This window comes from Streptomyces sp. NPDC089799 (assembly GCF_040684755.1).
Taxonomy (GTDB): domain Bacteria; phylum Actinomycetota; class Actinomycetes; order Streptomycetales; family Streptomycetaceae; genus Streptomyces.
The window spans coordinates 1-26,789 of record NZ_JBFBGR010000010.1 but is presented as its reverse complement, the minus strand read 5'-3'; the positions used below and the strand labels follow the sequence as shown (position 1 = coordinate 26,789).

24 protein-coding genes are annotated in these 26,789 nt (G+C 71.5%); 14 read left to right on the top strand and 10 right to left on the bottom strand.

Features of this window, described 5'->3' with window-relative positions; translation table 11 throughout:
* Positions 1-75: 75 nt before the first annotated feature.
* From AB0O36_RS13190 to AB0O36_RS13175, 4 genes are all read left to right on the top strand, one after another.
* Positions 76-2,310 (top strand): HAMP domain-containing protein, encoded by a 2,235-nt coding sequence (locus AB0O36_RS13190; RefSeq protein WP_365108384.1) that lies wholly within the window; start codon positions 76-78, stop codon positions 2,308-2,310.
* Between the two features lie 5 nt (positions 2,311-2,315).
* Positions 2,316-4,193 carry a poly-gamma-glutamate synthase PgsB gene (pgsB, locus tag AB0O36_RS13185; RefSeq protein ID WP_365108381.1) on the top strand — a complete coding sequence of 626 codons (1,878 nt, stop codon included), beginning with the start codon at positions 2,316-2,318 and terminating at the stop codon, positions 4,191-4,193.
* Positions 4,190-4,672: a poly-gamma-glutamate biosynthesis protein PgsC/CapC gene (locus AB0O36_RS13180; protein WP_365108379.1), complete on the top strand. Its 483-nt coding sequence runs from the start codon at positions 4,190-4,192 to the stop codon at positions 4,670-4,672. Before pgsB ends, AB0O36_RS13180 begins: the two co-directional genes overlap by 4 nt.
* Positions 4,673-4,739: 67 nt before the next feature.
* Complete coding sequence (locus AB0O36_RS13175; RefSeq protein WP_365108377.1) at positions 4,740-5,810, top strand: NlpC/P60 family protein; 1,071 nt, start codon at positions 4,740-4,742, stop codon at positions 5,808-5,810.
* A gap of 65 nt (positions 5,811-5,875) precedes the next feature.
* Here AB0O36_RS13175 and AB0O36_RS13170 read toward each other — a convergent pair whose 3' ends face one another.
* Together AB0O36_RS13170 and AB0O36_RS13165 are read right to left on the bottom strand one after the other, a co-directional pair.
* On the bottom strand, positions 5,876-7,663 hold the full coding sequence (locus AB0O36_RS13170; RefSeq protein WP_365108932.1) for an MFS transporter: 1,788 nt from the start codon (positions 7,661-7,663) through the stop codon (positions 5,876-5,878).
* 266 nt (positions 7,664-7,929) lie between these two features.
* Positions 7,930-10,965 carry a hypothetical protein gene (locus AB0O36_RS13165; protein WP_365108374.1) on the bottom strand — a complete coding sequence of 1,012 codons (3,036 nt, stop codon included), beginning with the start codon at positions 10,963-10,965 and terminating at the stop codon, positions 7,930-7,932.
* Positions 10,966-11,125: 160 nt separating this feature from the next.
* Here AB0O36_RS13165 and AB0O36_RS13160 point away from each other — a divergent pair, with 160 nt between their 5' ends.
* The 3 genes from AB0O36_RS13160 to AB0O36_RS13150 all read left to right on the top strand — a co-directional run bounded on the left by AB0O36_RS13160 (position 11,126) and on the right by AB0O36_RS13150 (position 13,620).
* On the top strand, positions 11,126-11,863 hold the full coding sequence (locus AB0O36_RS13160; protein ID WP_365108372.1) for a GPP34 family phosphoprotein: 738 nt from the start codon (positions 11,126-11,128) through the stop codon (positions 11,861-11,863).
* Positions 11,864-12,256: 393 nt separating this feature from the next.
* Complete coding sequence (locus AB0O36_RS13155; protein WP_365108369.1) at positions 12,257-13,138, top strand: helix-turn-helix transcriptional regulator; 882 nt, start codon at positions 12,257-12,259, stop codon at positions 13,136-13,138.
* A gap of 269 nt (positions 13,139-13,407) precedes the next feature.
* Positions 13,408-13,620, top strand: a complete 213-nt coding sequence (locus tag AB0O36_RS13150) for a DUF397 domain-containing protein (RefSeq protein WP_365108366.1) — start codon at positions 13,408-13,410, stop codon at positions 13,618-13,620.
* A 179-nt stretch (positions 13,621-13,799) separates the two neighbouring features.
* On the opposite strand, the gene AB0O36_RS13145 is transcribed toward AB0O36_RS13150, so the two are convergent.
* Positions 13,800-14,660 (bottom strand): hypothetical protein, encoded by an 861-nt coding sequence (locus tag AB0O36_RS13145; protein ID WP_365108363.1) that lies wholly within the window; start codon positions 14,658-14,660, stop codon positions 13,800-13,802.
* Positions 14,661-14,804: 144 nt separating this feature from the next.
* Between AB0O36_RS13145 and AB0O36_RS13140 the strand changes: the two genes are divergently transcribed.
* The 4 genes from AB0O36_RS13140 (at position 14,805) to AB0O36_RS13125 (ending at position 17,976) form a co-directional block, all read left to right on the top strand.
* Positions 14,805-15,380: a TetR/AcrR family transcriptional regulator gene (locus AB0O36_RS13140; RefSeq protein WP_365108360.1), complete on the top strand. Its 576-nt coding sequence runs from the start codon at positions 14,805-14,807 to the stop codon at positions 15,378-15,380.
* Between the two features lie 83 nt (positions 15,381-15,463).
* The gene (locus AB0O36_RS13135; RefSeq protein ID WP_365108357.1) at positions 15,464-16,252 is read left to right on the top strand and encodes an SDR family oxidoreductase; all 789 of its coding nucleotides are present in this window, start codon (positions 15,464-15,466) and stop codon (positions 16,250-16,252) included.
* A gap of 129 nt (positions 16,253-16,381) precedes the next feature.
* On the top strand, positions 16,382-17,569 hold the full coding sequence (locus tag AB0O36_RS13130; RefSeq protein WP_365108354.1) for a PLP-dependent aminotransferase family protein: 1,188 nt from the start codon (positions 16,382-16,384) through the stop codon (positions 17,567-17,569).
* Between the two features lie 140 nt (positions 17,570-17,709).
* Positions 17,710-17,976 (top strand): hypothetical protein, encoded by a 267-nt coding sequence (locus AB0O36_RS13125; RefSeq protein WP_365108352.1) that lies wholly within the window; start codon positions 17,710-17,712, stop codon positions 17,974-17,976.
* Between the two features lie 129 nt (positions 17,977-18,105).
* On the opposite strand, the gene AB0O36_RS13120 is transcribed toward AB0O36_RS13125, so the two are convergent.
* Together AB0O36_RS13120 and AB0O36_RS13115 are read right to left on the bottom strand one after the other, a co-directional pair.
* On the bottom strand, positions 18,106-18,702 hold the full coding sequence (locus AB0O36_RS13120) for a dihydrofolate reductase family protein (RefSeq protein ID WP_365108349.1): 597 nt from the start codon (positions 18,700-18,702) through the stop codon (positions 18,106-18,108).
* A gap of 318 nt (positions 18,703-19,020) precedes the next feature.
* Positions 19,021-20,568: an MFS transporter gene (locus AB0O36_RS13115; RefSeq protein ID WP_365108346.1), complete on the bottom strand. Its 1,548-nt coding sequence runs from the start codon at positions 20,566-20,568 to the stop codon at positions 19,021-19,023.
* Between the two features lie 152 nt (positions 20,569-20,720).
* Between AB0O36_RS13115 and AB0O36_RS13110 the strand changes: the two genes are divergently transcribed.
* Positions 20,721-21,455: a TetR/AcrR family transcriptional regulator C-terminal domain-containing protein gene (locus AB0O36_RS13110; protein WP_365108343.1), complete on the top strand. Its 735-nt coding sequence runs from the start codon at positions 20,721-20,723 to the stop codon at positions 21,453-21,455.
* Positions 21,456-21,470: 15 nt separating this feature from the next.
* On the opposite strand, the gene AB0O36_RS13105 is transcribed toward AB0O36_RS13110, so the two are convergent.
* The 4 genes from AB0O36_RS13105 to AB0O36_RS13090 form a co-directional block, all read right to left on the bottom strand.
* A complete protein-coding gene (locus AB0O36_RS13105; RefSeq protein ID WP_365108341.1) occupies positions 21,471-22,061 on the bottom strand; it encodes a Uma2 family endonuclease in 591 nt (196 codons plus the stop codon).
* Positions 22,062-22,109: 48 nt separating this feature from the next.
* Entirely contained in the window at positions 22,110-23,006 is an 897-nt protein-coding gene (locus AB0O36_RS13100; protein WP_365108338.1) for a helix-turn-helix domain-containing protein, read from the bottom strand.
* A 362-nt stretch (positions 23,007-23,368) separates the two neighbouring features.
* The gene (locus tag AB0O36_RS13095) at positions 23,369-24,040 is read right to left on the bottom strand and encodes a DUF4097 family beta strand repeat-containing protein (RefSeq protein ID WP_365108336.1); all 672 of its coding nucleotides are present in this window, start codon (positions 24,038-24,040) and stop codon (positions 23,369-23,371) included.
* Between the two features lie 207 nt (positions 24,041-24,247).
* The gene (locus AB0O36_RS13090; protein WP_365108929.1) at positions 24,248-24,598 is read right to left on the bottom strand and encodes an ATP-binding protein; all 351 of its coding nucleotides are present in this window, start codon (positions 24,596-24,598) and stop codon (positions 24,248-24,250) included.
* On the opposite strand from AB0O36_RS13090, the gene AB0O36_RS13085 reads away from it, so the two are divergent.
* Positions 24,582-24,800, top strand: a complete 219-nt coding sequence (locus AB0O36_RS13085; protein WP_365108333.1) for a DUF397 domain-containing protein — start codon at positions 24,582-24,584, stop codon at positions 24,798-24,800. The two genes, AB0O36_RS13090 and AB0O36_RS13085, sit on opposite strands and share 17 nt — an antisense overlap.
* Here AB0O36_RS13085 and AB0O36_RS13080 read toward each other — a convergent pair.
* Positions 24,778-25,179, bottom strand: coding sequence for a hypothetical protein (locus tag AB0O36_RS13080; RefSeq protein ID WP_365108330.1), 402 nt, complete (start codon positions 25,177-25,179; stop codon positions 24,778-24,780). The genes AB0O36_RS13085 and AB0O36_RS13080 overlap by 23 nt on opposite strands.
* A gap of 126 nt (positions 25,180-25,305) precedes the next feature.
* Here AB0O36_RS13080 and AB0O36_RS13075 point away from each other — a divergent pair, with 126 nt between their 5' ends.
* Positions 25,306-26,628, top strand: coding sequence for a hypothetical protein (locus tag AB0O36_RS13075; RefSeq protein WP_365108328.1), 1,323 nt, complete (start codon positions 25,306-25,308; stop codon positions 26,626-26,628).
* The last annotated feature ends 161 nt before the right edge of the window (positions 26,629-26,789 follow it).

The following is a 26,789-nucleotide window of genomic DNA, read 5'->3' as shown; positions in this document are numbered from 1 at the left end:
CCCGCACAACCTCAGGAGACCTCCTTGTCCGCGTCGCGCACGAAGCGGCAGCAGAAAGCCCGCCGAAGAGCGGACATGTCGCTGCTCGGCGGCATCCGGCCGCCGATCGCCGCGCTGTCCGCACTGCTGCTCGCCGTCGCCGCCCTCACCGCCTTCCTCGGCAAGGTGGCCACGGCACCGGTCAGCGAGGCCGTCCGCACCTCCCAGCAGCACTTCGCGGAAGACGGCGCGATCGCCCTGCGCGCCTCGCTCGACGAGTCGATCACCGACTTGTCGCGCACCACGACCCTCTTCAACGCCGGCCCGCCGGTCTCCGCCGACACCGTCCTGGACAAACTGGGCAACGTCTACCAGAAGTGGCGCGGCACGGCCGTCATCGAGATCAACTCCGGCCGGCTGGAGGCCCAGCGCGGCGAGAACCTCCCGCTCACCGCCATCGACCGCAGCAAGCTCGGCGAGCCCGACGGGCTCGCCCCCCGCATGGTCCGGCTGGAGAACGGCGAGACCCGCCTGCTCACCTTCGCGGTCCTGTCCTGGCCGGGCCGGCCCCAGATGCTGCTCGTCGCCTCCAGCAGCCTGAAGTTCCCCGGCATCAGCCTCGGCAAGTTCCGGGCCATCGCCGTCGCCGACTCGGCCGGCCAGATCCTCAGCAGCGACGGCCTCGCCAACGACGAACAGATCCAGTCCGACGACGTCAAGGCCGAGACCGAGAAGGCCCGCAAGCAGCTCAAGAAGTTCGCCAAGACGGCCGCGAAGAAGACCAGGGCCAACCCGCTCACCACCAAGGAGCCCGGAGCCGGCGGATTCCTCGGCGTCAGCGGCAGCCTGCTCGGCCCCGGCGAGGGCGGCGAACGCGCCGTCGTCGGCTACGCCTCCCTGGCCGGCCCCGAAGCCGGCAAGGGCACCGACGCCACCTCCCTCGGCCTGACCGTCGTATCCCTGCTGACCGTCACCGAGGAGAGCACGGCCGCCGTCGACTCCTTCTTCGGCATCGCGGCGGCGGGCGCCCTGCTCGTCGTCGGCCTCCTCGCCGTCGCCCTGCTCATCGGCACCGTCCAGCGACCGCTGATCACCCTCTTCCTGGAGAGCCGCCGCATCGGCCGCGGCGATCTGCGCCGCCCGGTCAACCGCCCCCGCTACGGCGAGGCCGCCCGGATCGGCACCGCCCTGGAGCGGCTCCGCCGGCAGCTCCTCGGCGAGGCCCCCGAGGACCAGGACGGCCACGACCCGGGCCGCGGCCGCGGCCGGATCGGCGCCCGCGCCCTGGTCGCCGCCTGCGGCGTACTCCTGCTGCTGTGGTCCGCGCCGCTGGTGCTGCTGCTCAACCGGGCCGGCGAGAACGTCGCCGTGCCGCAGACGATCGTCCACGACCAGCGCGAACGCACCGACACGATGGCCGACCGGATCCGCCGCGCCCTCAACGAGGGCCACGCCGACCTCACCTCCATGGGCCTGCTGATCAGCGAGAACAGCACCCCCGCGGACGTCACCTCGATCCTGGAGCGGACGCTCACCCAGCACCCGCGCTACGCCTCGCTCTACGTCCTGCGCACCGACGGCACCGTGACCGCACGGGCCGGCGCCGAGCCCCATCACCCGGCCGGCAAGGGCCCCTCCACCACCCCCGTGGTGCTGCGCGAATCGGGCAACGAGCCGGTCATCACCGAATACGCCCCGGCCCCCAACCTCAAGGGCGCCTACGTCGTCGGCGAGCTGCGCATCGACTTCCTCAACTCGCTGCTCAAGCGGCCCGGCCTGGGCGAGATCCGGGTCCTGGACGAGAAGCAGCGGGTGATCGGCGGCAACAACGGCTACCTGGCCTTCAAGAAGCTGCCCGACGAAAGCCTGCGCGCCCTGGTCACCGGCGCCAACCAGAAGGTCGGCATGGCCCCGCGGCCCAGCAGCGTGCTGCTCCGCGGCAAGGGCGAGGAGATCACCATCGCCGCCGCGGTGCCGATGGCCGGCGGCGGCGCCGCCAAGTCGCTGAACTGGACGGTGGTCAGCTGGCAGCCCGCCAAGGGCCTGGCCATCCCCGAGTACAACCTGCAGAACCGCACCGTGCTGGCCGGCCTGCTCGGCCTCACCGCCGCCGTGGCCTGCCTCGGCTGGCTGCACATCATCGTTGTCCGGGCCCTGCGGGAGCTCACCGAGCGGGCGGAGGCGCTGGCCGACGGCGACCGCCGCACCGTGCTGTTCCCCCGCCACCACGACGAGGTCGGCGCCGTCACCCGGAGCCTGGAGGTCATCCGGCAGCAGCTCGTGGAACTGCGCAAGCGCGAGGCCGCCACAGCGCAGGCCGGAAGGAACTGATCAGCGTGCTCTTCCTCTACATCGTGCTCCTCGTGAGCTCCCTGATCATGCTGGTCGCCGGCATCGTCGAACAGCGGCGGCACTTCGCCAACCTGAACGAGATACCCACCCGGGTGCTGGTCAACGGCATCCGCGGCAAGAGCTCCATCACCCGGCTGTGCGCGGGGGCGCTGCGCGGCGGCGGTCTGGTGACGGTGGCCAAGACCACCGGCACCGCGGCCCGGTTCATCCACCCGGACGCCACCGAGGAGCCCGTCTACCGCAAGTTCGGCATCGCCAACGTGGTGGAGCAGATCGGCATCGTGCGACGGGCCGCGGCCTACCGGCCCGACGCGCTGGTGATGGAGTGCATGGCGGTCATGCCGCCGCTGCAGGAGCTCAACCAGGAGAAGCTGATCCAGTCCACGATCGGCGTGCTGTGCAACGTCCGCGAGGACCACGTCGCCGAGATGGGCCCCACCCTCGACGACATCGGCCGCTCGCTGTCCCGCTCCATGCCGCACGGCGGCATCTGCGTCACCGCCGAGAAGGACCGCTTCCACATCCTCCGGGAAGAGGCCGACGCGCGGGACTGCCGGCTCATCTACGCCGACCCGGAGACGGTCAGCGACGAGGAGCTGCGCGGCTTCAGCTGGTTCACGTTCAAGGAGAACGTGGCCATCGCGCTGACCGTGGCCGAACTCCTCGGCATCGACCGGGACACCGCCCTCCAGGGCATGTACGACGCGCCGCCGGACCCCGGTGTGCTGTCGGTGGAGCGGTACGTGGCCCCGGGCGGGAAGCGCGTGCGGTTCGCCAACGTCTTCGCGGCCAACGACCCCGAGTCCACGCTGATGAACATCAACCAGCTGCTCGACCTCGGGGCGATCAGCCGCCCGCTGAACGTGGTCATCAACTGCCGCCCGGACCGGGTCGAACGCAACGGCCAGATGGGCCAGATCGTCCCGGACCTGGAGCCCGACAGGGTTTTCGTGATCGGGCACCCGGCGAAGAGCGCCATCGACGCCATCCCCGCGCAGTGGCGCGATCGCGCCGTGGACCTGGGCGGCGACGGGCGCGACGGCGAGGAGTTCATGCACGAGCTGCTGGGCCACCTGGGCCCGGAGTCCTCCCTGGTCGCCATCGGCAACATCCACGGGCAGGGCGAGATCCTGCTGGAGCACCTCGCCGAACTGCCGTCCTTCGAGGAGGAGGACGACCAGGCGCACCCGCCCGCGGCCTCGTCCGCCGCCGCCCCCGCTGCCGCCCCGCCCGTGGGGTCCCCGGTCCACGGCGTCCCCGCACCGCGGCACGACCAGACCGTGCCGCTGTACACCCGGCCGCTGGACCCGTACGCCGACCTGAGCGCGGCCGAGGAGGCCCGCCGCCGGGAGCACGCGGCCCCCCGGATGCAGCCGCAGCGGCCGGGCTTCCCGCAGGACTACCTGGACCGGAACACCTTCCGGCCGGCGCACCACCCGGACCAGCAGGGGTATCAGGGGCAGCAGGGGCAGCAGGCGCGCCCGAACCAGCAGGGCCATCAGGCACAGCAGGGCCAGCAGGCCCTGCAGGGCCGACCGGGATATCCGGAGCGGCCTGAACACCCGGGCCACCCGGGCCACCCGGCGTACTCGGGTCACCCGGGCCACCCGGCACATCCGGGGTACTCGGGATACCCGCCGGCTCCCGAGCACCCGGTACGCCCCGAGCCCCCGGTACGGCCCGAGCACGCGGAACTGCAGCCGTGGCCCGTCCGGCCGCCCCAGCAGCCCCAGGAACTCCAGCCGCCCCGGCTGCCCCAGCAGCCCCGGCCTCCCCAATACCCCCGGCCCCCGCAGCAGTACGTGCAGAACCACGACAACCCCCAGGCCCCGCAGTGGCCCAGCTCAGGAGAACCCCGTTGATCCCCGCCGTCCTCACCCCCGAGATCGCCGCGATCGGCATCGCCCTGGGGCTCCTGTTCTCGCTCGTCTGCTACCTGACGACGAACCTCTCCCCCGGCGGCATGATCACGCCGGGCTGGCTCGCCCTCACCCTGATCGAGGACCTCCAGCGCGCCGCGCTCGTCGTCGGCGTCACCGCGCTCACCTACGCGCTCACGCTGCTGGTCCAGCGCTTCGTGATCCTCTACGGAAAGCGGCTGTTCGCGGCGGTCGTGCTGATCGGCGTCCTGCTCCAGGGCGGCGTCGTGATCGTGCTCCAGATGGAGTTCCCGCTGCTGTACGCGAACCAGACCCTCGGCTTCATCGTGCCGGGCCTGATCGCCTACCAGCTGGTCCGCCAGCCCAAGGGCGCCACCCTGCTGGCGACCGGCTCCGCCACGCTCATGACGTACGTCGTCCTGACCGCCGGAATCCTGCTCGGCGTCATGCCGCACGCCTGACCCGCACACCCCGAGCCCACCGCCCCGCGCCCGCCCGCCTCACAACCCACGCCTCCGGAAGCGACCGATGACCGCCAAACGCCGCACCCGTCCCGTCCTGCACGCCGTCGTCCTGACCGCGCTCATCGCCGGCAGCGCGTACTTCACCGTCGAGCTGCGCAAGGAGGAGCAGACCAAGGCACCGGCCGTGATGTCCGTGACCGACACCCCGAACGGCGGCGGCTCACAGGGCGGCGACGGCGAGCAGAAGTGGGAGCGGCTGAAGAACCCCGAGCGCTCGGTGCTGCGCGACGGGAAGGGGGCGATCCTCGCCACCTTCACCGACGGCGCCCGCACGGCGACCCTGACCGGCCCCAGCCGCACCTTCACCGAGCCCGCCACCACCAAGACCCGGGTGGTGACCACCGACTGGGTGCGGTTGATGCCGGAGGAGTGGCGGCAGGGCGCCGAGCGCGAGCAGTGGTTCAAGGACTGGTTCAAGAAGTACTTCCGCAGCGAGGAGGACGACCTCTTCGCCATCGCCTTCCAGTACGGCGACCAGGCACCGGTGAAGAAGGACGCGAGCGGGGTCCCCTACGCCGGCGACGCCAGCTTCGGCCCCCTCAACCCCAACGGCTCCATGGGCAACGACTACCGGCTGGAGGAGTCGGACTTCTACGACTACCTCGGCATCCCCTACACCTTCCGCAGCGGGGCCAAGGGGCAGCCCGAGAAGGTGCGCTACCGGGCCATGGACTGCTCCGGCTTCGTCCGTACGGTCTTCGGCTACCGGGCCCGCTTCCCGCTGATGGCCGGCGACACCACCGGCGACGGCCTGCCGCGCACCGCGAACGGCATGGCCCGCTCCAGGACCGGTGTGGACGTGATTCCGCTGAAGGGCGTCGGCGCGGACGCCCGGCCCGCCTCGATCGACGTGCTCCAGCCCGGCGACCTGCTGTTCTTCAAGCTGGACGCACGCACCGGGCAGCGCCTGGACCACACCGGCATCTATCTGGGCACCGACACCGACGGCCACAAGATCTTCATCTCCAGCCGCGAGGAGGCCGACGGACCGACCATCGGCGACAAGGGCGGCACCTCACGTCTGGACGGCAACGGCTACTACGCGTCCACCCTGCGCAGCGCCAAGCGCCTCTAGCCCGGCCCGCGGGCGCCTCTCCCTTCCCCCGGCCCACCGGGGGAAGGGAAGCGGAACCGGACCCGCTACGGGACGTCCGGCCGCCGGGGGCCCGGTCCGTCCGGGCCCACCCGGTCCGGCATGCCCAGCTCCGCCGTGATCAGCTCCTCCGGGCAGGGCGTGCCGCGCGGCAGCTGGTACTTCGCGGCCAACCGGTAGCGGCCCGGAGCCGGAGCCAGCAGCCGCGTCCACACGTCGCCCTCCGGATCGGCCTCCGCCTTGAACAGGCAGCCGGCGACGTTCTCGTACTCCTTGCGGGCGTGGGCCCCCAGGGCGGCCCTGGACTCCGCGGTCTCCCGCGGCGGGGTCACCGACTTGCCGGCCGAGTCGACCAGACCCAGCCACGGCGAGTGCGGCACCTTGAGCAGCACCGGACCGGCCGCCTTCACGTCGATGACGATCTCCCCGGCGGAGGCCCGGACCACCTCGGCCGGACCGCTCACCATCTGCGCCGGCTCGGTCACCTTGAACAGCTGCCAGTTCGCGTCGCCCCACACCTGCTGCAGGTAGGGCAGCCCCTCCCGGACCAGGACGGCCTCGTCCTCACCGCCCGAGTCGGGCTTGTCGGCGGGCAGCACGACGTAGTGCACCGCCCAGCGGTCCAGCCAGGTGCGGTAGTTGTCGGCGTCCAGGGTGTCGTCGTAGAAGAGCGGGTTCCGCTCCAGGTCCGCCTGCCGGTTCCAGCCGCGCGCGAGGTTCACGTACGAGGGGAAGGCCGAGGACTCGCGGTGGCTGCTCGCCGGGACCACCTCGACCCGGCCGCGCTCGGCACCGGCCTTCTGCAGCTGGTCGACCAGCGGCGCCAGCTCCCGGTTCCAGGCGGCCATCGGGGTGGTGCGGACGATGTCGGTGATGCTGTTGGTGGTGATCCAGATGTTGACGGAGGCGAACGCGATCAGGACGGCGTACCAGCGCCGGGTGCGCGGGACCTCGTACGCGAGGGCGGCGAGCAGCACCGCACCGCCGAAGAGCATGGCCAGGCGGGTCACGTTGGAGCCGACCTGGGAGTCGATCGCCCAGGTCAGGAACACGCCCAGGGTGTAGACGGCGGCGGAGATCCGGACGGTCTTCCACTTCTTGGGCACCAGCAGGAAGACCGCCAGCCCGGAGGCGAACGGCAGCCAGGCCGAGCCCAGCTTCATCGGCTGGGTGCCGGAGAAGGGGAACAGCCAGGCCGAGAGCCCGACCACGGCCACCGGCGCGAGCCCGAGCGCGTACGCCCCCGGCCGGCGCCCGCTCAGGAACAGGGCGGCCGCGATCACCCCGAGGAACAGTCCGGCGACCGGGCTGGAGGCGGTCGCCAGTCCGGCCAGCAGCGCCGCCACGGCGGCCTTCGCCCAGCGGCGCCGGGCCCATTTCCGGGGCCAGCAGAAGGCCGCGGCGACCGCGCCGAGCGCGAACATCACGCCGAGGCCGAAGGTGACCCGGCCGGACAGGGCGTTGCAGAAAAGCCCGTACACACCGGCCAGGGCGGGCCAGACCGGCTGGCGCACGGCGCCCCGGCAGCGGGTGAGGACCAGGGCGAGCAGGCCCGCGGAGATCGTCCCGGCGATCATCAGCGTCGTACGGACGCCGAGCATGTGCATCAGGTACGGCGAGACCACGCTGTACGAGACCGGGTGCATGCCGCCGTACCAGGCCAGGTTGTACGCGGAGTCCGGGTGCCGGCCGACGAACTCGGCCCAGGCGTCCTGCGCCGCGAGGTCCCCGCCGCTGTTGGCGAAGGCGTAGAACCAGAGCACGTGCAGCACGGCGGCGAGCGCGGTGGCCACCACGACGGGGTGCGCGCGGACCCCGTCCAGTCCGGCGCGCAGGGCCCGCCCGAGAGCTCCGGGGCCAGGGTCCTGACCGAGGGGTCCGGAGCCCGGGGTGTGGCCGGGCCCCGGGGCGTGCCCGGTGTCCCGTACGTCGTCCGGATCGGCGGCAGAACCCTGCCGCGGGACCCGCTTCTGCTGCTCGGCGGTGGTCACCTGCGCCCTCTCCACTGCGTCCCGTCCCCGGCACCTGCCCCGAAGACGCGGACCGGCGCCCCGGGGTTGCCCGGGGCGCCGGTACCGGATCCCTGATCCTGCCGCCGGCCTCAGCCGATGCGGGTCAGCTTGCTGCCGATGCCGGGTGCGGCCAGGTCGCTCTTCAGCGCCACCGGCACCTTCACCTGGCTGGCTCCCTCACCGACGGTGAGCATGCCGACCTCGGTCCCGGCCGTTGCCGACTGCGGCAGCTTGCCGCCGTCGGCCAGCTTGATGTTCACGGTGACCGACGGCCAGCCGACGGCCTCCACGTCCGCGGTGGCGATGACCTCCGTGCGGCCGCCGAGGCCGTCGTCGACGTAGCCGACGACCTGCCCCTTGGTCACCACCTTCGCTCCGGTCAGCAGCTTCTGCGTGGACAGCATCATCTGCTTGCTGGCGTTGATGGCCGTGCCGAGGATCGGCGGCTTGTGCTGGGCCAGGACGGCTCCGACGATCAGCTGCCTGGTCTTGCCGACGTTCTGGTAGGCGGCGAAGAGGAGGTTGCCGCCGGCCTTGGTGGTGGAGCCGGTCTTGATGCCGAGCGAGTTGTTGAACGGGACCAGGTCGTTCCAGTTCCGCCACTTCTTGCCGTACGGGTCGGTCCATTCGGGCTTGCTGGTGATCTCGACCAGGGTCGGGATCTCGACCAGCTTCAGGCCCAGCTTGACCTGGTCCTCGGCGGTGCTGACCGTGGTCGCGTCCAGACCCGAGGGGTCCGTGTACGTGGTGTTGGTCATGCCGAGTTCCCGGGCGGTGTCGTTCATCTTCTTGACGAACGCCTCCTGGCTGCCGGCGTCCCAGCGCGCGAGGAGCCGCGCGATGTTGTTGGCCGACGGGAGCATGAGCGCGGCGAGCGCGTCGTACTCCGAGATCTTGTCGCCTTCCTTGACCGTGTTGAGGGTGGACTCGTTGTCCGACTTGTCCTTCTGGCCCTCGGTCTCGGCGGTCTTGTCGATGTCGATCATCGGACCGTGGTCCCCCTTCTTGAGGGGGTGGTCGCGCAGGATGATGTACGCCGTCATCGACTTGGTGACGCTGGCGATCGGGACGGGCTTCTGCTCGCCGGAGGAGCCGACGGTGCCGAGGCCGGCGGCCGCCATGAAGGACTGGCCCTGGCTCGGGTACGGGAGGGTCGGCTTCCCGCCCTCGAACGTGTAACTCGTCGAGGCGGTCATGACCAGCTTCGGCTCCGGCAGCGGCCGGACCAGCTGGACGACACCCAGGATGACCACGAGCAGCAGCGCGATCGGGGTGTAGATCTTGAGCCGCCGCACGGTGGTCCGCAGCGGGCTGGGCGGCGGGGGCGGGTTGTTGGTGAGCTCGGCGAGCAGGTCCAGCGGCGGCCGGGGCGGCAGCGGCTGCTGGGTGGTCCGCTCCGTGCCGTCGCGGAGGAGTGGCGGGGCGGGGGTGTCGGCGGGCGCGGCGGACGGGCCGCCGACAGGGCCCGCGGCGGAGCCGGCTGCGGCGCCCGGCCGGTCCGGACCGGCCGGAGCCTTGGCCGACGCGGCCGACGCGGCCGATGCGGCCGATGCGGCCGGGGCACCGGCCGACGCGCCCGGGGCCCGGGTCCCGGGTGCCTGCGCCGCGGCGCGGTCGGCGGGGTGCACCCCGGGGCCCTTGGGCGCCATCTTGGGCTGCTGGCCCGGCGCCGCCGGGCGGGGCAGGTCCTCGTCGGTGCGGAGCGGTACGAAGGTGCCGGCGCGGTCGCCCTCGCCCTCGGACCGCGGTGCGGCGGTGCCGGTGCCGGCCGGGGTGGTGCCGGCCGGCCGCACGGCACGGAACACGGTGGTCTTCTCGCTGTCACCGCCCTGGCCCTGAGCAGAAGCGGAATCCTTGGAGTCGTCGCGCATGCCCCCATGAACGCGGTCGCCGCCCGCGGAGTCACCCCGCCCGCGCTCGGAACCGGAAGCAGGACCGGAAGTCTGACCGGATCCGGGCGCGGCGGCACCGCCGGACGGCTTCCCGCCCGTGGCCGAACCGGGCTTCACGGCACGGAAGACCGCGGTCCGCTCCGAGTCCGACTCTGCGGCGGCACTCCCGGAACGCCCGGCGCGCGGGTCGGCGGCCGCACCCCCGGCCGGCTTGGCCGGAGCGGCGCCCGGGCCCGAAGCGGAATCCGCTCCGGCCGCCGTGGACGGCTTGACCGCCCGGAAGACCGTCGTGCGCTCCGCGTCCGCGTCCGCGCCGGACTCCGGCTTCGGACGCCCGTCAGCCGAAGGAGAAGGGGAGGAAGAGGCAGGCGAAGGGGAATCGTTGTTGCCGGCGCGCGCGGGCCGGTCGAACGCACGGAACACGGCGGTCCGCTCCGAGTCCGGAGCGGCGTCCTCAGGAGCCGAAGCGGAATCGGAATCAGAACCGGAGGAAGACTCCGGGGAAGACTTCGAGGAAGACTGCGAAGAGGGTGCCGCGGAGGGCGCCGAAGGGGTCTTGGGGTCCGCCTCGGGGTCCGCCTCGGCGGCCTCCGGGGCGTCCCTCTCGGCCGCGGACGGCTTGACCGCACGGAAGACCGTCGTACGCTCCACGCCCGCGTCCGCACCGGCATCCGCCTTCGGACGCCCGTCGGCCGGAGCGGAAGCGGAATCGGCGTTGGCGCGCACGGGCCGGTCGAAGGCGCGGAACACGGCGGTGCGCTCCGAGTCCTGAGCGGAACCCGCCTCGGCGGGAGCATCGGCAGTTGCAGGCGCGGGGGCGGCTTCGTCCGACGCGGCGTCGGACTCGGCGGGGGCATCGGCACGGGCATCGGCGTCAGCGCCGGCAGCGACATCCGCATCGGCACCGGCATCTGTGCCGGTAACGGTGTCGGCGTCCGCGGAGGCATCGGCATCGTTGTCGGAGTCGGCCGTCGCCACCCATGCCGCGACCGCGGCGCGCAGCGGATCGTCCGCCGCACCCTCGGCGCCCTCGGCATCAACGGCGTCCACGGTGTCCGGCGCATCCGCCGCCGGCGTCGGTGTCGGCTTCGACTGCGGTTCCGGGTCGCGCGGGCGCAGCACCGACAGGCGGGGGTCGCGCTCGCGCTCCTGCTCCGCGGAGGCCGCCGCACCCGACGAACCTTGCTCTACCGACTTGTCGGGGGACTCGCCCGCCACCAGTTCCTCCTCCATCGCTGTCCGAACCGTCTACCAGTGTCCCGTCTCGGGGGCATCGCCCCCGCGCTAGACGAGAACGACATGTCTGCCGGTTCCCCCACAAAGAAGACAGGCACTCTCGACAGATGAATGTGAGAGGGGTCACCCTGTCACTCATCCACGCGGGGAGGCATGGATGGGCAGGAGCCGCAGAACAATTCCCGAGGAGCTTCTGCTGCTCGCTTTGGACCCGACCACGGGTACCACTGCGCAGCCGCAGTCGCTCGACCTCGGACTGGCCGGAGCACAGCTCGTGGAGCTGGCTCTGGCCGGACGGATAGCCCCTGATGGGGATCGTATCGCCGTGGTGATGCCACGGCCGACAGGAGATCCGACCCTGGACTCCGCACTGGAGCTGCTGCGCCGTCGTGGCAGCCCGGTGAGGGCGGTCCACTGGATCGGCGGACCCCGGCTGGGGCTCCGCCAGACGTACCTCTCTCATCTGGAGCGGTGCGGCATGGTGCATGCCGTGGCGGGACAGATGTGCGGGGTGCTGCCGACGACTCGCTACCAGGCGACCGACACGGCGATCAGCCGGGAGATCCGTGCCCGGCTCGACAGTGCGATCCGCACCGGGGTACCCCCGGACCCGCGGACCGCGGCGCTCGCCGCCCTGGCCCACGCGGTCGGGCTCGGCAAGCACCTGTACCCGGGCAACGAAGGACGGTCGTCCCGCTCCAGGCTGCGCGACCTGATCCGGCACGACCCCATGGGCGGCCTCGTGGCACACGCCGTGATGGACGTCCAGAACGGTGTGGCGGCACAGCCGCGCCGGGAACGCGCCGCGGCACCGGCCGTGCGCGCCACGGCGAGCGGCGTTCCGATGCAGCCCCGCCGGGGTGCCCCGATGGCCCGCGCCGGCGCGGCGCACTGACACACCGCCGCACCCGCCACCGGCACACCGCAGTACGGGTACCACGGCACGGGCACGGCAGCACGGGCACGGCAGCACGAGCACAACAGCAGCACGAGCACTGCAGCATCAGGAACACATCAGCACCGACGGCAGCCCCCGGAAGATCCCCAACATCCGTCCGGGAGCCGCCGAAGCGCGGGGTGGTGAGGGCCGGTACGCCGGCCCGGCCACCCCGCGCCCCCGTTTCCGCGTCCGTTTTCACGCCCGAATCCCGCGCGATCAAGGCAAGATCACCGCGCGATGGCGCATTCCCGCCCGCCGGGCCCGTCTTCGGTGGCAGTCTGCTCACCAGCAGACACGCAGAGCTCCCAGAGCAGCAAAAGAGCGACAGAAGGCGGAGGTGCCGTTTCCGTGGCGTCCAATGTCAATCCCACCGTCCGGCGGCGCCGGCTCGGCATGGAGTTGCGCAAACTCCGCGAGGACAAAGGCATGACGGCCGAGCAGGTCGCCGAGCGCCTGCTGGTCTCCCAGTCGAAGATCAGCCGATTGGAGAACGGCCGCCGCTCCATCAGCCAGCGGGACGTACGCGACTTGTGCGAGGTGTACGAGGTGCAGGACCCGCGGGTGGTCGACTCCCTGATGCAGATGGCCAAGGAGTCGCGCCAGCAGGGCTGGTGGCACGCCTTCGGCGACATCCCGTACAGCGTCTACATCGGTCTGGAGACCGACGCCGCCAGCCTGCGCGTGTACGAGCCGCAGATGGTCCCCGGGCTGCTGCAGACCGCGGAGTACGCCCAGGCGCTGGTCCGCGGCGCACTGCCGGAGACCTCGCCCGTGGACATCGACAAGCGGGTGCAGGTCCGCATGCACCGCCAGAAGCGGCTCTCGGAGAGCGACAACAGCAATCCGGACGTCGGTCCGCTGCGTCTGTGGGCCGTCATCGACGAGGCGGTGCTGCGCCGGCGCGTGGGCGACGCCCAGGTGATGATCCGGCAGCTGGAGCACCTGATAGAGCAGTCGGAGCGCCCGTACGTCACCGTCCAGGTGATGCCCTTCGACATGGGCGCACATCCTGGGGTCAACGGCCAGTACGCCATTCTGGAATTCCCGGACGCGTCGGACTCGACCGTCGTCTACATCGAGGGCGTCACCAGCGACCTGTACCTGGAGAAGGCCAATGACGTCCAGAAGTACAGCGTGATGTACGAGCACCTGCGCGCCCAGGCCCACAACGTCGAGCAGACCCGCGACTTCATCTCCGACATCATCGCCGAATACGCGAAGAAGGGCTGAGAAGGACCGAAACCCCCAAGAAGGACCGCGAAGGGCCGAGAAAGGCAGCGAAGGGCCGAGAAGGGCCGTCATCAGGCCCGTCGGCGAGGCGGCCGGTACGGTACACCGTCACCACCCGACCGCAGAAGACCCGAATGGAATATGCCACCCGGTCGGGTGAATGACCTCTTCACCCATCAGGTGGGGCCGGTAGCGTCGATCACGCCAGCCGGGAACAGTGGACAGGGGCTGGCAGCCATCGGAACAACTCGCTGAACCGGAGAAGAAACATGGCCATTCGCCTGGGCGCCACGGAAAACTGGATGAAGTCCTCCTACTCCGGCGGAAACGGCGCGTGCGTCGAAGTCAAGTCCCCCGTCACCGAAGCCATCGCGGTCCAGGACTCGAAGGTGCAGAACGGCCCGGCCGTCACCTTCGCGCCCGCCTCGTGGACCTCCTTCGTCACCGAGGTCACCTCGGGCCGGCTGGGACGCCTCGTCTGAGCTGCGCGACGAGCGCCCCGGCAGGCCGGGCCCGGCACCGTTCGCGACCGGGTCACACAACAGAAGAGCCACACCGACAGAGCCCTCTCGACTGGTCCGCCGTCCCGGCCGAGGGGGCTCGGCCTTTGCCCGGAGGCCGCCGTCGGAGACGGCCGCCAGGGCCCCCGTCGGAGGTCCCGTCAGCGGAGCAGGTCGACGTACGTGTTCGTCCCCGGCACGGTCGGGACGAACGGCGCCACCAGCTCCACCCGGCCGCCCGGTCCGGACTCCGCGAGCTCGGCGTCCAGGCCGCGGAAGCGGTCCCAGCAGTCGCGCGGGTCGGCTTCCAGGAACCACAGCAGCGTCAGCCGGGTGTCGACCCCCTCGACCTGCTTGACGTACGTCATCCGGTCGCCGGGCAGCGGCGTCGGCCGGAAGACCGTCACCATCGCCGCCGGGCCGCCCGCCAGCCGCCGCGGCAGGCACCGGGAGCGCAGCCACTCCAGCACTTCCGCCCGCTGCTCCGGTCCGTCCGCGTCGACGACCTGCACGACGAGCCCGGCGTACGGGTGGTCCAGCGCGTGGAAGTCGCGGGGTCCGGCGGCACCGTCGCGGTAGACGGTGGCCTCGTGGTCCTGGAAGGACGTGAAGACGTGCGTGCGGTCCTGGTAGACGCGGGCGTCCCGGTTGAGCCGCTTGTTGATGCCGACGGTCCACTTCATGTGCTCGTCGTAGCGGCCGTCGGTGATCCAGTACGTGGAGATGTAGCACCCGGCGGTGACGGGCTGCGCCACCGCCGACTTCTCCGGGTAGCGGAGCTCCTGGAGGTCCCGGGTGGCCACCCAGCGGCGCCCGGCGTACATCCAGGGCATGGCCATCGCCCCGGCGTAGTAGTGGTCGTCCTCGTACCAGCGGTTGTACGCGTACTCGTGGCCCGGGTGCGGCTCCACCATGGTGATCAGCGCGTGCCCCGGGTGGACGCCGTACGGCCCCACGGCCGCGAGCCCGGCGTAGTCCTCGACGCGCCGCGCGTCCCGGCTCTCCTGCTCTTCGTTCGTCATGCCACCGGTCTAGCTGATGGAGCATCAGATGGGGAGGGGTCGGGGGCGGTCGGGAGAGATGGGGGCGGCCTGGCCGCCACGCGCGCTGCCCCACCCGGACCCGACTTCTTGACCTACAGGTCAAATAATCACTACAGTGCCCGCATGGGCAGGCCGAAGAGTTTCGAACCGGACGTGGTCATCGCGCAGGCGATGGAGGCGTTCTGGACCAACGGCTACGTGGGCACCTCTCCTGCCGACCTCGCCGCGGCGACCGGAGTGGCCAAGGGCAGCCTGTACCACTCCTTCGGTTCAAAGCGCGAGCTGTTCGCCAAGGCGCTGGACCTGTACGCCCGGAGGTGTTCGGAGTTCGCCGAGGAGTCCCTCTCCCGGCCGGGCACCGCCAGGGAATGCATCCGCGCGTACTTCGTCCTGCTCGTGGACATGAGCCTGGACGGGCCGGCCCGCCGCGGATGCCTGGCCCAGAAGACGATCGAGGAGCTCGGTGGGCGGGACGAGGAGGCGACCCGCGCGGTGCACCGCATCGAGCAGCGCAGCATCGAGCTGTTCACCGCCCGCATCGAACAGGGGCGGCGGGACGGCGACGTCGGACCGGAGGTCGACAGCAGGGCCCAGGCGCTGCTCCTCCAGACCACGCTCGCGGGGCTCCGGGTCATGGTCAAGACGTTCGACCGGCCGGTCCTGCACCGGATCATCGACACCGCCCTGGCCGGCATCTGAGTTCACGCCACCCGGGGCAGCGCTTTTTTGTGCCCTGATTTTGGACCTGTAGTTCAAGAACCAGTCGTCAAGAGGGGGAGATCATGGATCTCGGCATCAGTGGAAAGACCGCCCTGGTCACAGGCGCGAGCCGCGGCATCGGCCTGGCCATCGCCCGGAACCTGGCCGCGGAGGGCGTCCGCGTGGTGGGTGCGGCCCGGACCGTCACGCCCGAGCTGGAGAAGGTCGCGGCCGCGGCCGTGTCCCTGGACCTGAGCACCCGCGAGGGGGCGCGGTCGGTGGTCGAACAGGCCCTGGCCGCGGTCGGCGGGATCGACTTCCTCGTCAACAACGTCGGCGCGGGCGACGCGGAGGACCTCTCCCTCGCCGGCTTCCTGGACGTCGACGACGAGCAGTGGCAGAGCATGTTCGACCTCAACCTCTTCAGCGCGGTGTGGACCACCAAGGCAGCCCTGCCGAGCATCCTGGAGCGCAAGGGGGCGATCGTGAACATCTCCTCGATCAGCGCCCACGTGCCCGGCGGCTCGCCGGTCGGCTACGCGGAGGCCAAGGCGGCCCTGACCCAGTTCGGGAAGCGGCTCAGCGAGGAGCTGGCACCGCGGGGCGTCCGCGTGAACACCGTCTCCCCGGGAGTGGTCACCAGCCCGCTGTGGACCGACCCGGACCGCTTCGGCGGCAGGGTGGCCGCCGCGTTCGGGGTGGGTCACGGCGACCTGCTCGACGGTCTGCCCGGGCGGTTCGGCATCTCCTCCGGGCGCCTGACCGAACCCGGCGAAGTGGCCGACCTGGTCACCTTCCTGCTGTCCGAGCGCGCCGCCAGCATCCATGGCGCCGACCACGTCATCGACGGCGGCACCCTCAAGGCCGCCTGACCGGGCTGCGGGGTCGGCCCGAAAAGCAGCCCGCGGCAAGGGAGTTCAGCCATCGAACAAGTGGTTGGCGGGTACACCTTTATTTACTAGGGTGTCCGCCAACCACACCGTTCCGGCCAAGGAGCCCGCATGCGCGACCAGAATCCGCCGCCCGCGTTCGCCGCCCGCGCGACCTCGGTCGGAGGGTCGCCCGTACGGGAGATCCTCGCGCTGACCGAGCGCCCCGGGGTGATCTCCTTCGCGGGCGGGCTGCCCGCGCCCGAGCTGTTCGACACCGCCGGCCTGCGGGCCGCCTACGACGCCGCGCTCGCCGCCGCACCGCGCCGGGCGCTGCAGTACTCCACCACCGAGGGCGCGCCCGAGCTCCGCGAGGCGGTGGCGGCCCGGGCGACCGCCCGCGGCCTGCCCACCGGGCCGGACGACCTGCTGGTCACCACCGGCTCGCAGCAGGCCCTCACCCTGATCACGGCGACCCTGGTCGAGCCGGGCGACGTGGTGCTCGTCGAGAACCCCACCTACCTCGCCGCCCTCCAGTGCTTCGGGCTGGCGGGCGCCCGAGTGGTCGCCGTCCCCTGCGACGAGCAGGGCGTCCTCCCGGACGCCCTGGCGGAACTCGTCCTCCGCGAGCGCCCGAAGCTCCTCTACTCCGTCCCCACCTTCCAGAACCCCACCGGCCGCACCCTGCCGGCTGCCCGGCGCGCGGCGGTCGCCGGGATCGCGGCCCGCCTCGGCCTCTGGCTGGTCGAGGACGACCCGTACGGCGAACTCCGCTACGAGGGCACCGAGGTGCCGTGGATCGCGGCGCATCCGGCGGCCGCCGACCGTACGGCGCTGCTCGGCAGCTTCTCCAAGATCATGGCCCCGGGGCTGCGGCTGGGCTGGCTGCGGGCCCCGGCGGCGCTGCGGCGCGCCGCGGTGGTCGCCAAGCAGGCGGCCGACCTGCACACCTCCACGGTGGACCAGCTGGCGGCGGCCCACTATCTGGCGGCCTCGGACCTGGACGCGCACGTGGACCGCATCCGGGCCGCCTACCGGGAGCGGCGGGACGCGCTGCTGTCCGGACTGTCCGCGGCCCTCCCGCCGGGCTCGGAGTGGAACCGGCCGGAGGGCGGCATGTTCGTCTGGGCCCGCCTCCCGGAGGGCCACGACGCCACGGCCCTGCTGAAGTCGGCGGTCGGGCAGGACGTCGCCTTCGTGCCCGGCGCCCCGTTCTTCAGCACCGACCCGGATCCCCGCACCCTGCGCCTGTCCTTCACCACCCACACGCCGGTGGAGATCGCCGAGGGCCTGCGCCGCCTGGCCGCAGCGACTGCCTGAGGGCCCGCTCCGGCGGCCCGCCACGAGGGCCCGCCCGGAGGGGCGATCCGCCCTCCCCCTAGGGGTGAACCAGCCATATCACCTAGGGGGTTGGGGCCTCGTCCGGCGTGGCAGGAAACAGTCGAGGAAAAGGAGGGAACATGCCGATTCCCCTACTTGCCGCCGCCGGCGTGGTCGTGAAGATCGCACAGAGCGTCTACACCTGGACCCAGAAGACACCACAGGGCCGGGCGACCCTGGCAGCCGCGACCGCGGCCGCCGCGTACCAGCACGCCAAGAAGAACCCCAACGACGGCATGGCGCAGCAGCACGCCTTCGAGGCGGGGAAGAAGCTCGGCGAGGACGTCGTCAATCCGGTCACGCAAAGCCTCTACAACCACATCCGGAAGGATCTGAACAAGCCCTGACCCGATGACCGCGGGCGTCGGCCGCGCCGGTGGTCACGGTCCGGAAGGACCGGCACCGCGCGTTCGGCGCCCGCACCGTCCCGGGTCCTGCGGGGCGCCCCCTCGGGGGCGCCCCCGAGGCAGCGGCGCTCAGGCGTTCACCGGCTTGTAGGTGAGCACCTGGGCGCCCTTGTCGTTGGACGCGGCGGAGACCAGCTCCATCGCGCGGAGCCCGTCGTCCTCGGGGAAGATCCGCTTGCCGCCGCCGAGCAGCACCGGCATGACGACGAGCCGGAGTTCGTCGACCAGGCCCTCCGCGAGCAGGGTGCGGACCAGGGTGGGGCTGCCCATCACGGTCAGGTCCCGGCCCTCGCCCTCGCGCAGCTTGCGGATCTGCGCGGCACCCTCCTCCACGCCGAACCGCACCGAGTCGCCCCAGCCGGCCAGTTCGGTGTCGGTGAGCGTGTCGGACACCACGTACTTGCGGATGGAGTTCATCCAGTCGGCGAAGGGGTCACCGGCCCGCTCCGGCCAGGCCCCGGCCATGGTCTGCCAGGTGCGGCGGCCGAACAGCAGGGCGTCGGTGGTGCTCGACCCCTGGGCGATGAACCCGCCGATCACCTCGTTGTCGAAGTACGGGTGGCTCCACCCGCCGTGCCGGAAGCCGCCGTCGAGGTCCTCCTCGGGACCGCCGGGGGCCTGCACGACGCCGTCCAGGCTGATGAACTCGTTGACCACAACACGCATCTGAATCCGCCTCCGTTATCGGCACCGCATGTGTACGGCGTCCACATCGATCACTCTAGCGACTGATGTGGACGCCGTCCACATCTTTGCCGCCACGTCCCGCTCCCGCGTCCCGCTCCCGTGTCCCACCCTCGCGGCCGGCCCACGTTCATCAGGTCAGACCGCCCGGCCGCCCGGAACTCATCGCCCGCCGACGGAATTTCTTCCGGCGGATCCCGGAGCACGCCGCAGCGCACGGCCGGCACGCCGGAAGGCCGGCGCCCCCGTCGTACGGGGCGCCGGCCTTCCGGCACGGAACAGCGGGCGGGGGGAGGGAGATCAGGCCGCCGCCACCAGCTCCTTCTCCTGCGCAGCAGCTTCCCCTTCCGCCCCGGCCGGGGCTTCGGTCTTGTTGTCGCGCATGACCACCACGGCGAGCAGGGCGGCGGCCAGGATGCCGATCGCGCTGACGGTGAGGGTGGTGGACATTGAGGCGGTGAATGCCTCCTTGGCCGCCCGCACCAGACCCGCGTCACCCTGGGCGGTGGCCAGCGCACCGCCGATGGACTGCCTGGCCTGCTCGGGGGCGCCGGCCGGCATCTTCGCCGAGAAGGTGCTGCCGAGGAGCGAGCCGAGGATGGCGATGCCGAGGGCCGTACCGGCCTGCTGGATGGTGTCGTTGAGGGCGGAACCGACGCCCGCCTTGTCGGCCGGGATGGTCCCCATCAGGGCACCCACCGCGGCGGGCATCGCCACACCGGCACCGAGGCCGAGCAGGCCGAGCGCGACCGCCGGGACGGCGAACCCGCTGTCGGTGGAGACGGTGGTCAGCAGGCCGAAGGAGGCGGCCATCAGCAGCATCCCGGCCAGGACCAGGGGGCGGAAGCCGGTCCTGGCGGCGAGCTTGGCACCCGCCCCGTTGCCGATGAGTGCGGCCACGGCGAGCGGGGTGAAGGCCAGCCCTGCCTTGACCGGGGAGTACCCGAGGACCGACTGGAGGTACTGGGTGAGGACCAGGAGCAGACCGCCGTTGCCGATCTGGACCAGGGCCAGCGCGACCGAACCGCCGGTGAAGTTGCGGTTCCGGAAGAGCACCAGCGGGACCATCGGGGAGGCGGTGGTGTTCTCCCAGACCACGAAGCCGACGAGGGAGACCAGGGCAACGGCCAGGGTGATGACCCCGCGGCCCTCGAAGGCACCGTGCTGCGGGATCTCGATGATCCACCAGACCAGGGAGGTCATGCCGACGGCGGAGAGGACGGCACCCAGCGGATCGGCCTTCTGCCAGGGGGCCTTGGACTCGGGCATCAGCAGCAGGCCGGCCGCGACGGCCAGGAGGACGACCGGGACGTTGATGAAGAAGATCGAGTGCCAGGAGAACCGGTCGATCAGGACGCCGCCGAGGACCGGGCTGCCGACCAGGCCGAGCATGGACACCGAGCCCCAGGCCGCCATCGCCTTCGGGCGCTCCTCCTCGTCGAACACCGTGATCAGGATGGACAGCGTGGACGGCATGATCAGCGCGCCGCCGACCCCCATGGCCACCCGGGCGGCCACGACCTCACCGGGGTTCTTGCAGAACACCGCGGCCAGCGAGGCGGCCCCGAAGAGCAGCAGGCCGATGATCATCACCTTCCGGCGCCCGAAGCGGTCTCCCAGGCTCCCGGAGGTCAGCAGCAGACCGGCGAAGACGAGCACGTAGGAGTCGAGGATCCACTGGATCTGCTGCGGGCTCGCGCCGATGTCCTCGGTCATGGCCGGTACGGCGACGGTGAGCGCCATGCTGTCGACCACCAGCACCAGCGTGCTGAGGCACAGCACGATCAGGATCCACCAGCGGTGCGGGCTACGGGCCCCGGCGACCGCGGCCGCGTTCGTATCCGTCATCGATCTCTCCCCCTTCGGGTTGCGCACACCGTTCCGCCCGGTGCGCACACTGTTCCGTGCGATGCGAACACCGTACGCCGATGCGCACAGTGTTCGCAACCGGGTGACGCCTGTACGCTGGATGCGCACGCCGTACGCAGAGGAGTGAGCCCATGGCCGCCGGCCAGAAGACGCAGCCCGTCCCCTCCGTGTGGGCCCGCCGGGCCGCACGCGAGGCGGAACAGCCCGGGCTCTCGCAGGACGCGATCGTGCGCGAAGCCATCGCGATGCTGGACGCCGAGGGCATCGAGGCCCTGAGCATGCGGAAGCTGGCCGCCAGGCTGAACGCGGGCGCGACCTCCCTGTACCGCCACGTCGCCACCAAGGACGAGCTGATGGAGCTCGCGGTGGACGAGGTCTTCGCCGAGGTGGTCGTCACCCCCGCCGGACCGGGCGGCTGGCGTCCCGCGGCCACCGCGGCCGCCGGCTCCTTCCGGGCCACCGCCCTGCGCCACCCCTGGCTGTCCTCGGTCCTCGGACAGGCGGGCCTGGCCTATCTCGGGCCGAACCTGATGGATTTCTCGAACCGCCTGGGATCGCTCTTCATCGAGGCGGGCTTCCCCTCCCCCACCCGCGCGATCGATGCACTCTGCGGATACGTGATCGGCATGGCCACCTCCGAGGCGGCCTGGCTGACCACGGTGGCCAAGTCGGGCGAGAGCGAGGCGGAGTTCGTCGCCCGCCTGATGCCGACCGCCCGGCAGGCGGCCGAAGGCCACGAGCACCTGACCGACGCCTACGCGGAGGCCGCGACCGACGTGTTCGACCCGGTCGCCGCCCGCGAGGACAAGTTCACCTACGGCCTGGAGGCCATGCTCGACGGCCTGGCCCTGCGCATCCCGGGCTGACCGGCCGGGCGCCCGTCACCCGGCGTACCGCGGAAGCCCTTCGGTGGAGATGGTCCAGTCGGCGACGGTGACGTCCTCGCCGTAGACGAAGTCCTTGCGGGTGGCGTAGCGCGGGCCGTCGGGCGTGGCGTGGATGTCGGACATCACCGCGCCGGTCCCGGTGCGCGGGTCGAAGACGGCGTAGACGGGGACGCCCATCAGGGGGTACTCGCGCATCTTGCCGACCCAGTCGTTGTCGGGATTCGACTGGGAGACGACCTCGATGGCGGCGATGAGGGTGCGGGGATCGAAGGACCCTTCGCCCTCCATCTCGTCCAGCGCGATCACCATGACGTCGGGGCGGCGCATGATGCCTTCGGGTTCGTCTTCGACGTCCGGCTCCCCCGCAACCGCCCAGATGCCCTCGGGCATGACTCTCTCCAGGCGTCGGCCGATCAGGCCGGCAGTGAACACGTGCGGACGCCCGGGCGACATCATGTCGTGCACAATCCCTTGCTTGCTGATCTCGAACTTGCCCGGAACGGTGTCGTCCAGCGACTCCAGAACGCCACGCATGGCCGTGTACGGCGTCGAGCTCTGCCGCGAGTCGTCCGGTGCAACGGTCATGGTGTCGGCTCCTCGTCTGCGCCCTGGGCCCGAGTCATCACCTCCATGCTAGGCAGCCTTGCCCTCGATGGGTCCGCAGTCGCGGCAGCGGGCGCCGGGGTACGGGGCGCGGAACCCGCGTTCGCAGCCGTCGCAGGTCGCCATGGGATGCGGGCGCTGCGGGTCCGGCGCAGGCGACGGGGTGGCGGCCGGGAGCGGGGGCGCGAGGTGGGTGGCCAGCCGGTGCGCCAGCAGGCCGGCCGGGTGGCGGAGGTCTTCGGGGAGCCCGGCCGTGAGGGTCCGGCTGACGGCCGAAGGCCGGGCGCCGTTCTCCAGCCAGCGGGTCACCTGCGGCGCCAGCCGGTGGATGTCCGAGAAGGACAGCGTCAGCCGGGGATCGCTGCCGCGGAGCCCCGCCAGCAGCTTCCACGCCTGGCCCCGCATCCGGTCCTGTTCGGACGCCGATTCCGCCGCGGGGGCTGTTCCGGGCGCGGGGGCTGCCTCCGGCGTGGGAGCCGGCTGAGGCTCAGGGGCCGGCTCCGCGTCGGCCGCGGGCAGCTCCTCGCGGGCCGGGCCGGCAGCCGCGTCGGGCACGGGGGCGGCGGACGTGCAGCCCGGTCCGGGGGCGCCGTCGGGGAGTTCCGGGTGCTCCATGAGCGCCGGGGGCGGGTTCTCGCACAACGCGAGGGGCAGGCTGTACCAGTACGTCCGCGTCACGATCCGCCCGTCGGGCAGCCGTTCGCGGTTCCGCGCCAGGTAGCCGTGTCGTTCGAGCTCGCGGAGCGCCTTCGCGATCCGGTACTCGCCCTCCCTGAGCCGCCAGGAAAGGGCCTTGACGCTGATGTTCGTGCCTTCCGGCAACGACTGGATGTACACGCCCAGCCCGACCGCCGTCAGCGACAGTTCGGAGTGCTGCGCGAGGTGGTTGCCGATCGTCGTGGACCGCTCGTCCTGGTCGGCGACCACGTGAACGACACCGGCTCGGGGGGACCCTGCGGGCATCCCGGGCCGTGCGGGCGCGCCCGCGTTAGGGTGTGCGATAGCCATCGGGAAGGGTTCGCTTCCTCGTCGGTCAGGCCCTCGGTCGGGATGCCATTCCCGGCCGGGGGCCGACTCATGTCTGGGGTTGTCGCGGCGAGCATATGCCCGCAACCGGTGCGTAATTCCAGTCCGATTGGGACAGTTCACCCGTGCGAGCGACGGGCGCCCCGGTTGGTTGGTTTGGTTCTTTTCCCCCCGACCACCAGGGTGGTTTACGTCGTGGGCGCCCGCCCCGCGTCCCGGCCGGGTCGCGGTGTCCTCGACCCGGTGTCCGCAGCCCAACGCGCTCAGATGCTGCGGGCCGAGATGTTGCCGTACGAGGTGGTGGCGTGGATGTTCACCGCCGCGGAAGCGCCTTCGGTGTTGCTGAGGGCGTTCTCGATACGGCCGTAGGCGGTGCCGGCGTCGAGGGTCGCGGAGACTCCGCGGGCGGCGCCGACGGCGATGTCCCCGTGCTCGGTCCGCAGGGTGACGGTGCCCTGGACGACCTCGGCGATCCGGAGAGCGCCCTTCTGGGTGCTGACCTCTGCGGAGCCGCCCAGCCGACCGACGGTGATGTCGCCGGACTGGAGGGTGAGGCGGGCACCCGCGGTCTCGTCGATCTTGACGGCGCCCTGCGCGCCCTCGAAGACGACGTCGCCCAGGCGCCCGACGCCCCGGAACTCGGCGGCGGCCGTCACGGCCTCGACCCGGGACCCGGCGGGCAGCTGGACGGTGACCTCGATGGCGCCGGACTGACCGAGGAGCTTGTTCCCCGACTCCGGAACGTCGATCCGCAGGACGCCGTCGACGTACGAGACCTCGGTGCGCTCGGCGGCCTTCACGTCCGCGCTCTTGGAGGTGCTGATGGGCAGGACCTCCACAGTGGCGTCGGCACGGTCGGCGGCGATGAGCTGGATGCGGCCGGCGGGGACGTTCAGGACGGCGACGACGGGGGCGGTGGCGGCGAACTTCTGCATGACTCTCTCCTGTTTGTTCTTGTGTTCTTCGTTGCCTGCTCGGCGTTTCCGACAGGAGAAACGCTAAGTTGCGTTCGCCGTTACGGCAACAACTTCATTGCGCTCAACGGGCATCTGCGCAGCTCAGAGCCCCACAATCATTGCAACGACCTTGACGGGTAACGCAATGAAACATCCCCGACCGTTGCAATGGAATGACAGCGAACGCTAACCGGCACCAGGATCGATCTCGGCCCAGACCGTCTTGCGCTGTACGGGTCCCCGGTCGACTCCCCGCCGGTCGGCCAGGGCCCCGACGATCGCCAGCCCGCGCCCCGCCGTTTCCGGCTCGCGGTCACCCCGGGTATCGGTGACCTCGATCCGGAGCGGCGCCGCCGCGCCGGCGGTCAGGACGAGCCGGAAGTCCCGCCCCGGCACGCGTCCGTGGGTCACGGCATTGGCGGCCAGTTCCGCCACGATCTGCGCCGGAGCGTCCAAGGGCAGCCCCCAGCAGCGGAGTTGCTCCACTGCCAGCAGCCGGGCGAGACGCGCACCGCGCGGGGTGGAGGACAGCTGCAGCGGCCCCGAGGGAGACTCCTGCGTCGAAGTTGCCTGGCGCAAGAGCAGCTACAGCGACGGTGGGGACATCAACGACTGCGTCGAGGTAGCGACCACCCTCGCCGCCGTCCTCGTCCGGGACTCCAAGGACACCGCCATCCCCCACCTGAGCTTCTCCCCCGCCGCCTGGGGCGGGTTCGTCACCGCAGCCCGACGGGGTTGACCGGCGTAGAGCCCCGCGTCACGGAGGCGATGACCAGGGAAAGGACGGAAGTCGCCACGAGGCTTCCGACCATGACCATGCTCACTCCGATCACGAACAGGCCGCTGGCGTCGTCCGACCAGTCGTAGTAGACGGCAGCGGTCAGACCGGCCGTGGTGCCGAGCACGGCGGGCGCGATACGGCCCCGGGACGCGGCCCAGTACAGCGGTGCGAGGAGGGTGAGCACCAGCCCGATCACCTGCCACGCCTCGTACGGGCCGCTGACCGATCCGTCGGGGTGGACGTCCCGGTTCTGGTCCCATCCGAGCCAGGCGGCCCAGGCCACGACCGGGATGGCAACCATCAGGCAGGGGAGGAGCTTCAGTGATATTCGGCGCATGCCCCAAGCGTCCCTTCCCACCCCGGTCCCGGAGCAGCGCGCACCTACTCATCTCCCCTGAGTAGCCGCACAGCAACGTCCCACCTCTGCACACCACTGTCAGTGGCCCGGAGGAGGATGGGGATCATGGCTGCGACCCTTCCACTGACCCTGCCCGCCGCCGTCGTGGGCGACCACCGCGTCGACATGACCGGCACCCCCACCGCCGGGTGGGGCTTCAGAACGTACGCCGTCGCCGCGAACGCGGACGGTGAGACGTACGCGTACTCCTGTGCAATGCGCTACCGGGGGCGTTCGGCCGTACCCTCCGACCCCTTCCAGATGGACTTCACGTACCACCTGCTCACCCGTTACGCCCCCGACGGGACGCCCACCGCGACGGCCCGGCTCGGCGGGGCGACCCGGGGCAACGTCCCGACGGGGCTGACCGAGGGATCGGACTTCGACCTGGCCGTCCTCCCGGACGGGACGGTGGCGGTGAGTTCACACCCCGGGAACACCCACCTCTTCTCGGCCGATCTGAGCCGGCTCGTGGAGTCCTGGCGCTCGCCCTGGGGGCGGGATGAGGAGAAGGAGCGCAACGGCGATCCGTTCGCGCACTCGATCGACGTCACGCCTTCCGGTCGGCTGCTGTGCGCGGTCGCCGAGTACGGAGTGAAGAACTGGGCCGGTCGGGTCGCCAACCTGGTCGCGCTTTCCGAGCCCGGCAGCACGCTCGGCCCCGGCTCCAAGGCAACCCTGCGGGCGATCGCGACGCACGACGGGCTCACCGACCGGCAGACCGAGGCCGACCACTACCCGCACGTGGTCTTCGACGGCGCGCCCGTCGGTGGTGGGAACCGGCCGTCGCCCACCCTCACCGAGATGGTGTCCACGGACGACCGCACCCGCTTCGACTACACGAACTGCCGGATGGGCCGCCCCGCCGCGATGGGGGACGACCTGTTCGTCGTCCCCGTCTTCGGCAAGACGTACCGCTCGGGCAGCCGCGGGCAGGTGTTCTCCTTCCTGCTGCTCGACGGGCAGGGCGCGGAACGCGGGAGGCTGGAGGGGATGCACCGGTACGAGGACAGCCCCTTCACCGGGGCCAACTGGACCGTGGTCGGCGATCCGTACCGCGCCCGCGCCTTCCACCTCAACCGCTACGGCCTGTACGCATGGGATGCGGAGGGGCAGATGCGTTCCCGGATCCCGACCTCGGACACGCCCTTCAAGGCCCTGACCAACTTCTCGCTGATGGGCTGCTCGCCCGCCGGGGAGCTCCTCCTCGTGCACCAGAAGCAACACCTGTTGCTCCGGGTGCCGGTACCGGAGGACCTGGGTGACCTGGAGGACGCCGTCCGGGCCGCGCTGAAGGCATACGGCCCCGGTCGCAACGCTCTGAAACGCCAGTACGCCCCGGTGAACTGGCACTGGGTGGACGACACGGCCCCGGTACACCACCACTGAACCTCGTGGATCCCACAGGAGCTTGGCCGCGCACCCGCAGCCAAGCCTTCGCCTGGACGGAATCAGGGTGGTGCCCGGGGGTGGCCCGTCAGTCCCAGTGTCATTACGGGTCCGTCAGTCCTGTCAAGGGCGCTCCTTCGTCGCGTCGCCCGGAGGGCGAT

Excerpts from the sequence above, each read along its gene's own strand:
- AB0O36_RS13190 (WP_365108384.1), top strand. The coding sequence starts at position 76 with ATGTCGCTGCTCGGCGGCATCCGGCCGCCGATCGCCGCGCTGTCCGCA.
- AB0O36_RS13125 (WP_365108352.1), top strand. The coding sequence starts at position 17,710 with ATGCCGATTCCCCTACTTGCCGCCGCCGGCGTGGTCGTGAAGATCGCA.
- AB0O36_RS13095 (WP_365108336.1), bottom strand. The coding sequence starts at position 24,040 with ATGCAGAAGTTCGCCGCCACCGCCCCCGTCGTCGCCGTCCTGAACGTC.
- AB0O36_RS13075 (WP_365108328.1), top strand. The coding sequence starts at position 25,306 with ATGGCTGCGACCCTTCCACTGACCCTGCCCGCCGCCGTCGTGGGCGAC.
- AB0O36_RS13110 (WP_365108343.1), top strand. The coding sequence starts at position 20,721 with ATGGCCGCCGGCCAGAAGACGCAGCCCGTCCCCTCCGTGTGGGCCCGC.
- AB0O36_RS13150 (WP_365108366.1), top strand. The coding sequence starts at position 13,408 with ATGGCCATTCGCCTGGGCGCCACGGAAAACTGGATGAAGTCCTCCTAC.
- AB0O36_RS13145 (WP_365108363.1), bottom strand. The coding sequence starts at position 14,660 with ATGACGAACGAAGAGCAGGAGAGCCGGGACGCGCGGCGCGTCGAGGAC.
- AB0O36_RS13120 (WP_365108349.1), bottom strand. The coding sequence starts at position 18,702 with ATGCGTGTTGTGGTCAACGAGTTCATCAGCCTGGACGGCGTCGTGCAG.
- AB0O36_RS13115 (WP_365108346.1), bottom strand. The coding sequence starts at position 20,568 with ATGACGGATACGAACGCGGCCGCGGTCGCCGGGGCCCGTAGCCCGCAC.
- AB0O36_RS13080 (WP_365108330.1), bottom strand. The coding sequence starts at position 25,179 with ATGCGCCGAATATCACTGAAGCTCCTCCCCTGCCTGATGGTTGCCATC.
- AB0O36_RS13165 (WP_365108374.1), bottom strand. The coding sequence starts at position 10,965 with ATGGAGGAGGAACTGGTGGCGGGCGAGTCCCCCGACAAGTCGGTAGAG.
- AB0O36_RS13105 (WP_365108341.1), bottom strand. The coding sequence starts at position 22,061 with ATGACCGTTGCACCGGACGACTCGCGGCAGAGCTCGACGCCGTACACG.
- AB0O36_RS13135 (WP_365108357.1), top strand. The coding sequence starts at position 15,464 with ATGGATCTCGGCATCAGTGGAAAGACCGCCCTGGTCACAGGCGCGAGC.
- AB0O36_RS13140 (WP_365108360.1), top strand. The coding sequence starts at position 14,805 with ATGGGCAGGCCGAAGAGTTTCGAACCGGACGTGGTCATCGCGCAGGCG.
- AB0O36_RS13175 (WP_365108377.1), top strand. The coding sequence starts at position 4,740 with ATGACCGCCAAACGCCGCACCCGTCCCGTCCTGCACGCCGTCGTCCTG.
- AB0O36_RS13130 (WP_365108354.1), top strand. The coding sequence starts at position 16,382 with ATGCGCGACCAGAATCCGCCGCCCGCGTTCGCCGCCCGCGCGACCTCG.
- AB0O36_RS13160 (WP_365108372.1), top strand. The coding sequence starts at position 11,126 with ATGGGCAGGAGCCGCAGAACAATTCCCGAGGAGCTTCTGCTGCTCGCT.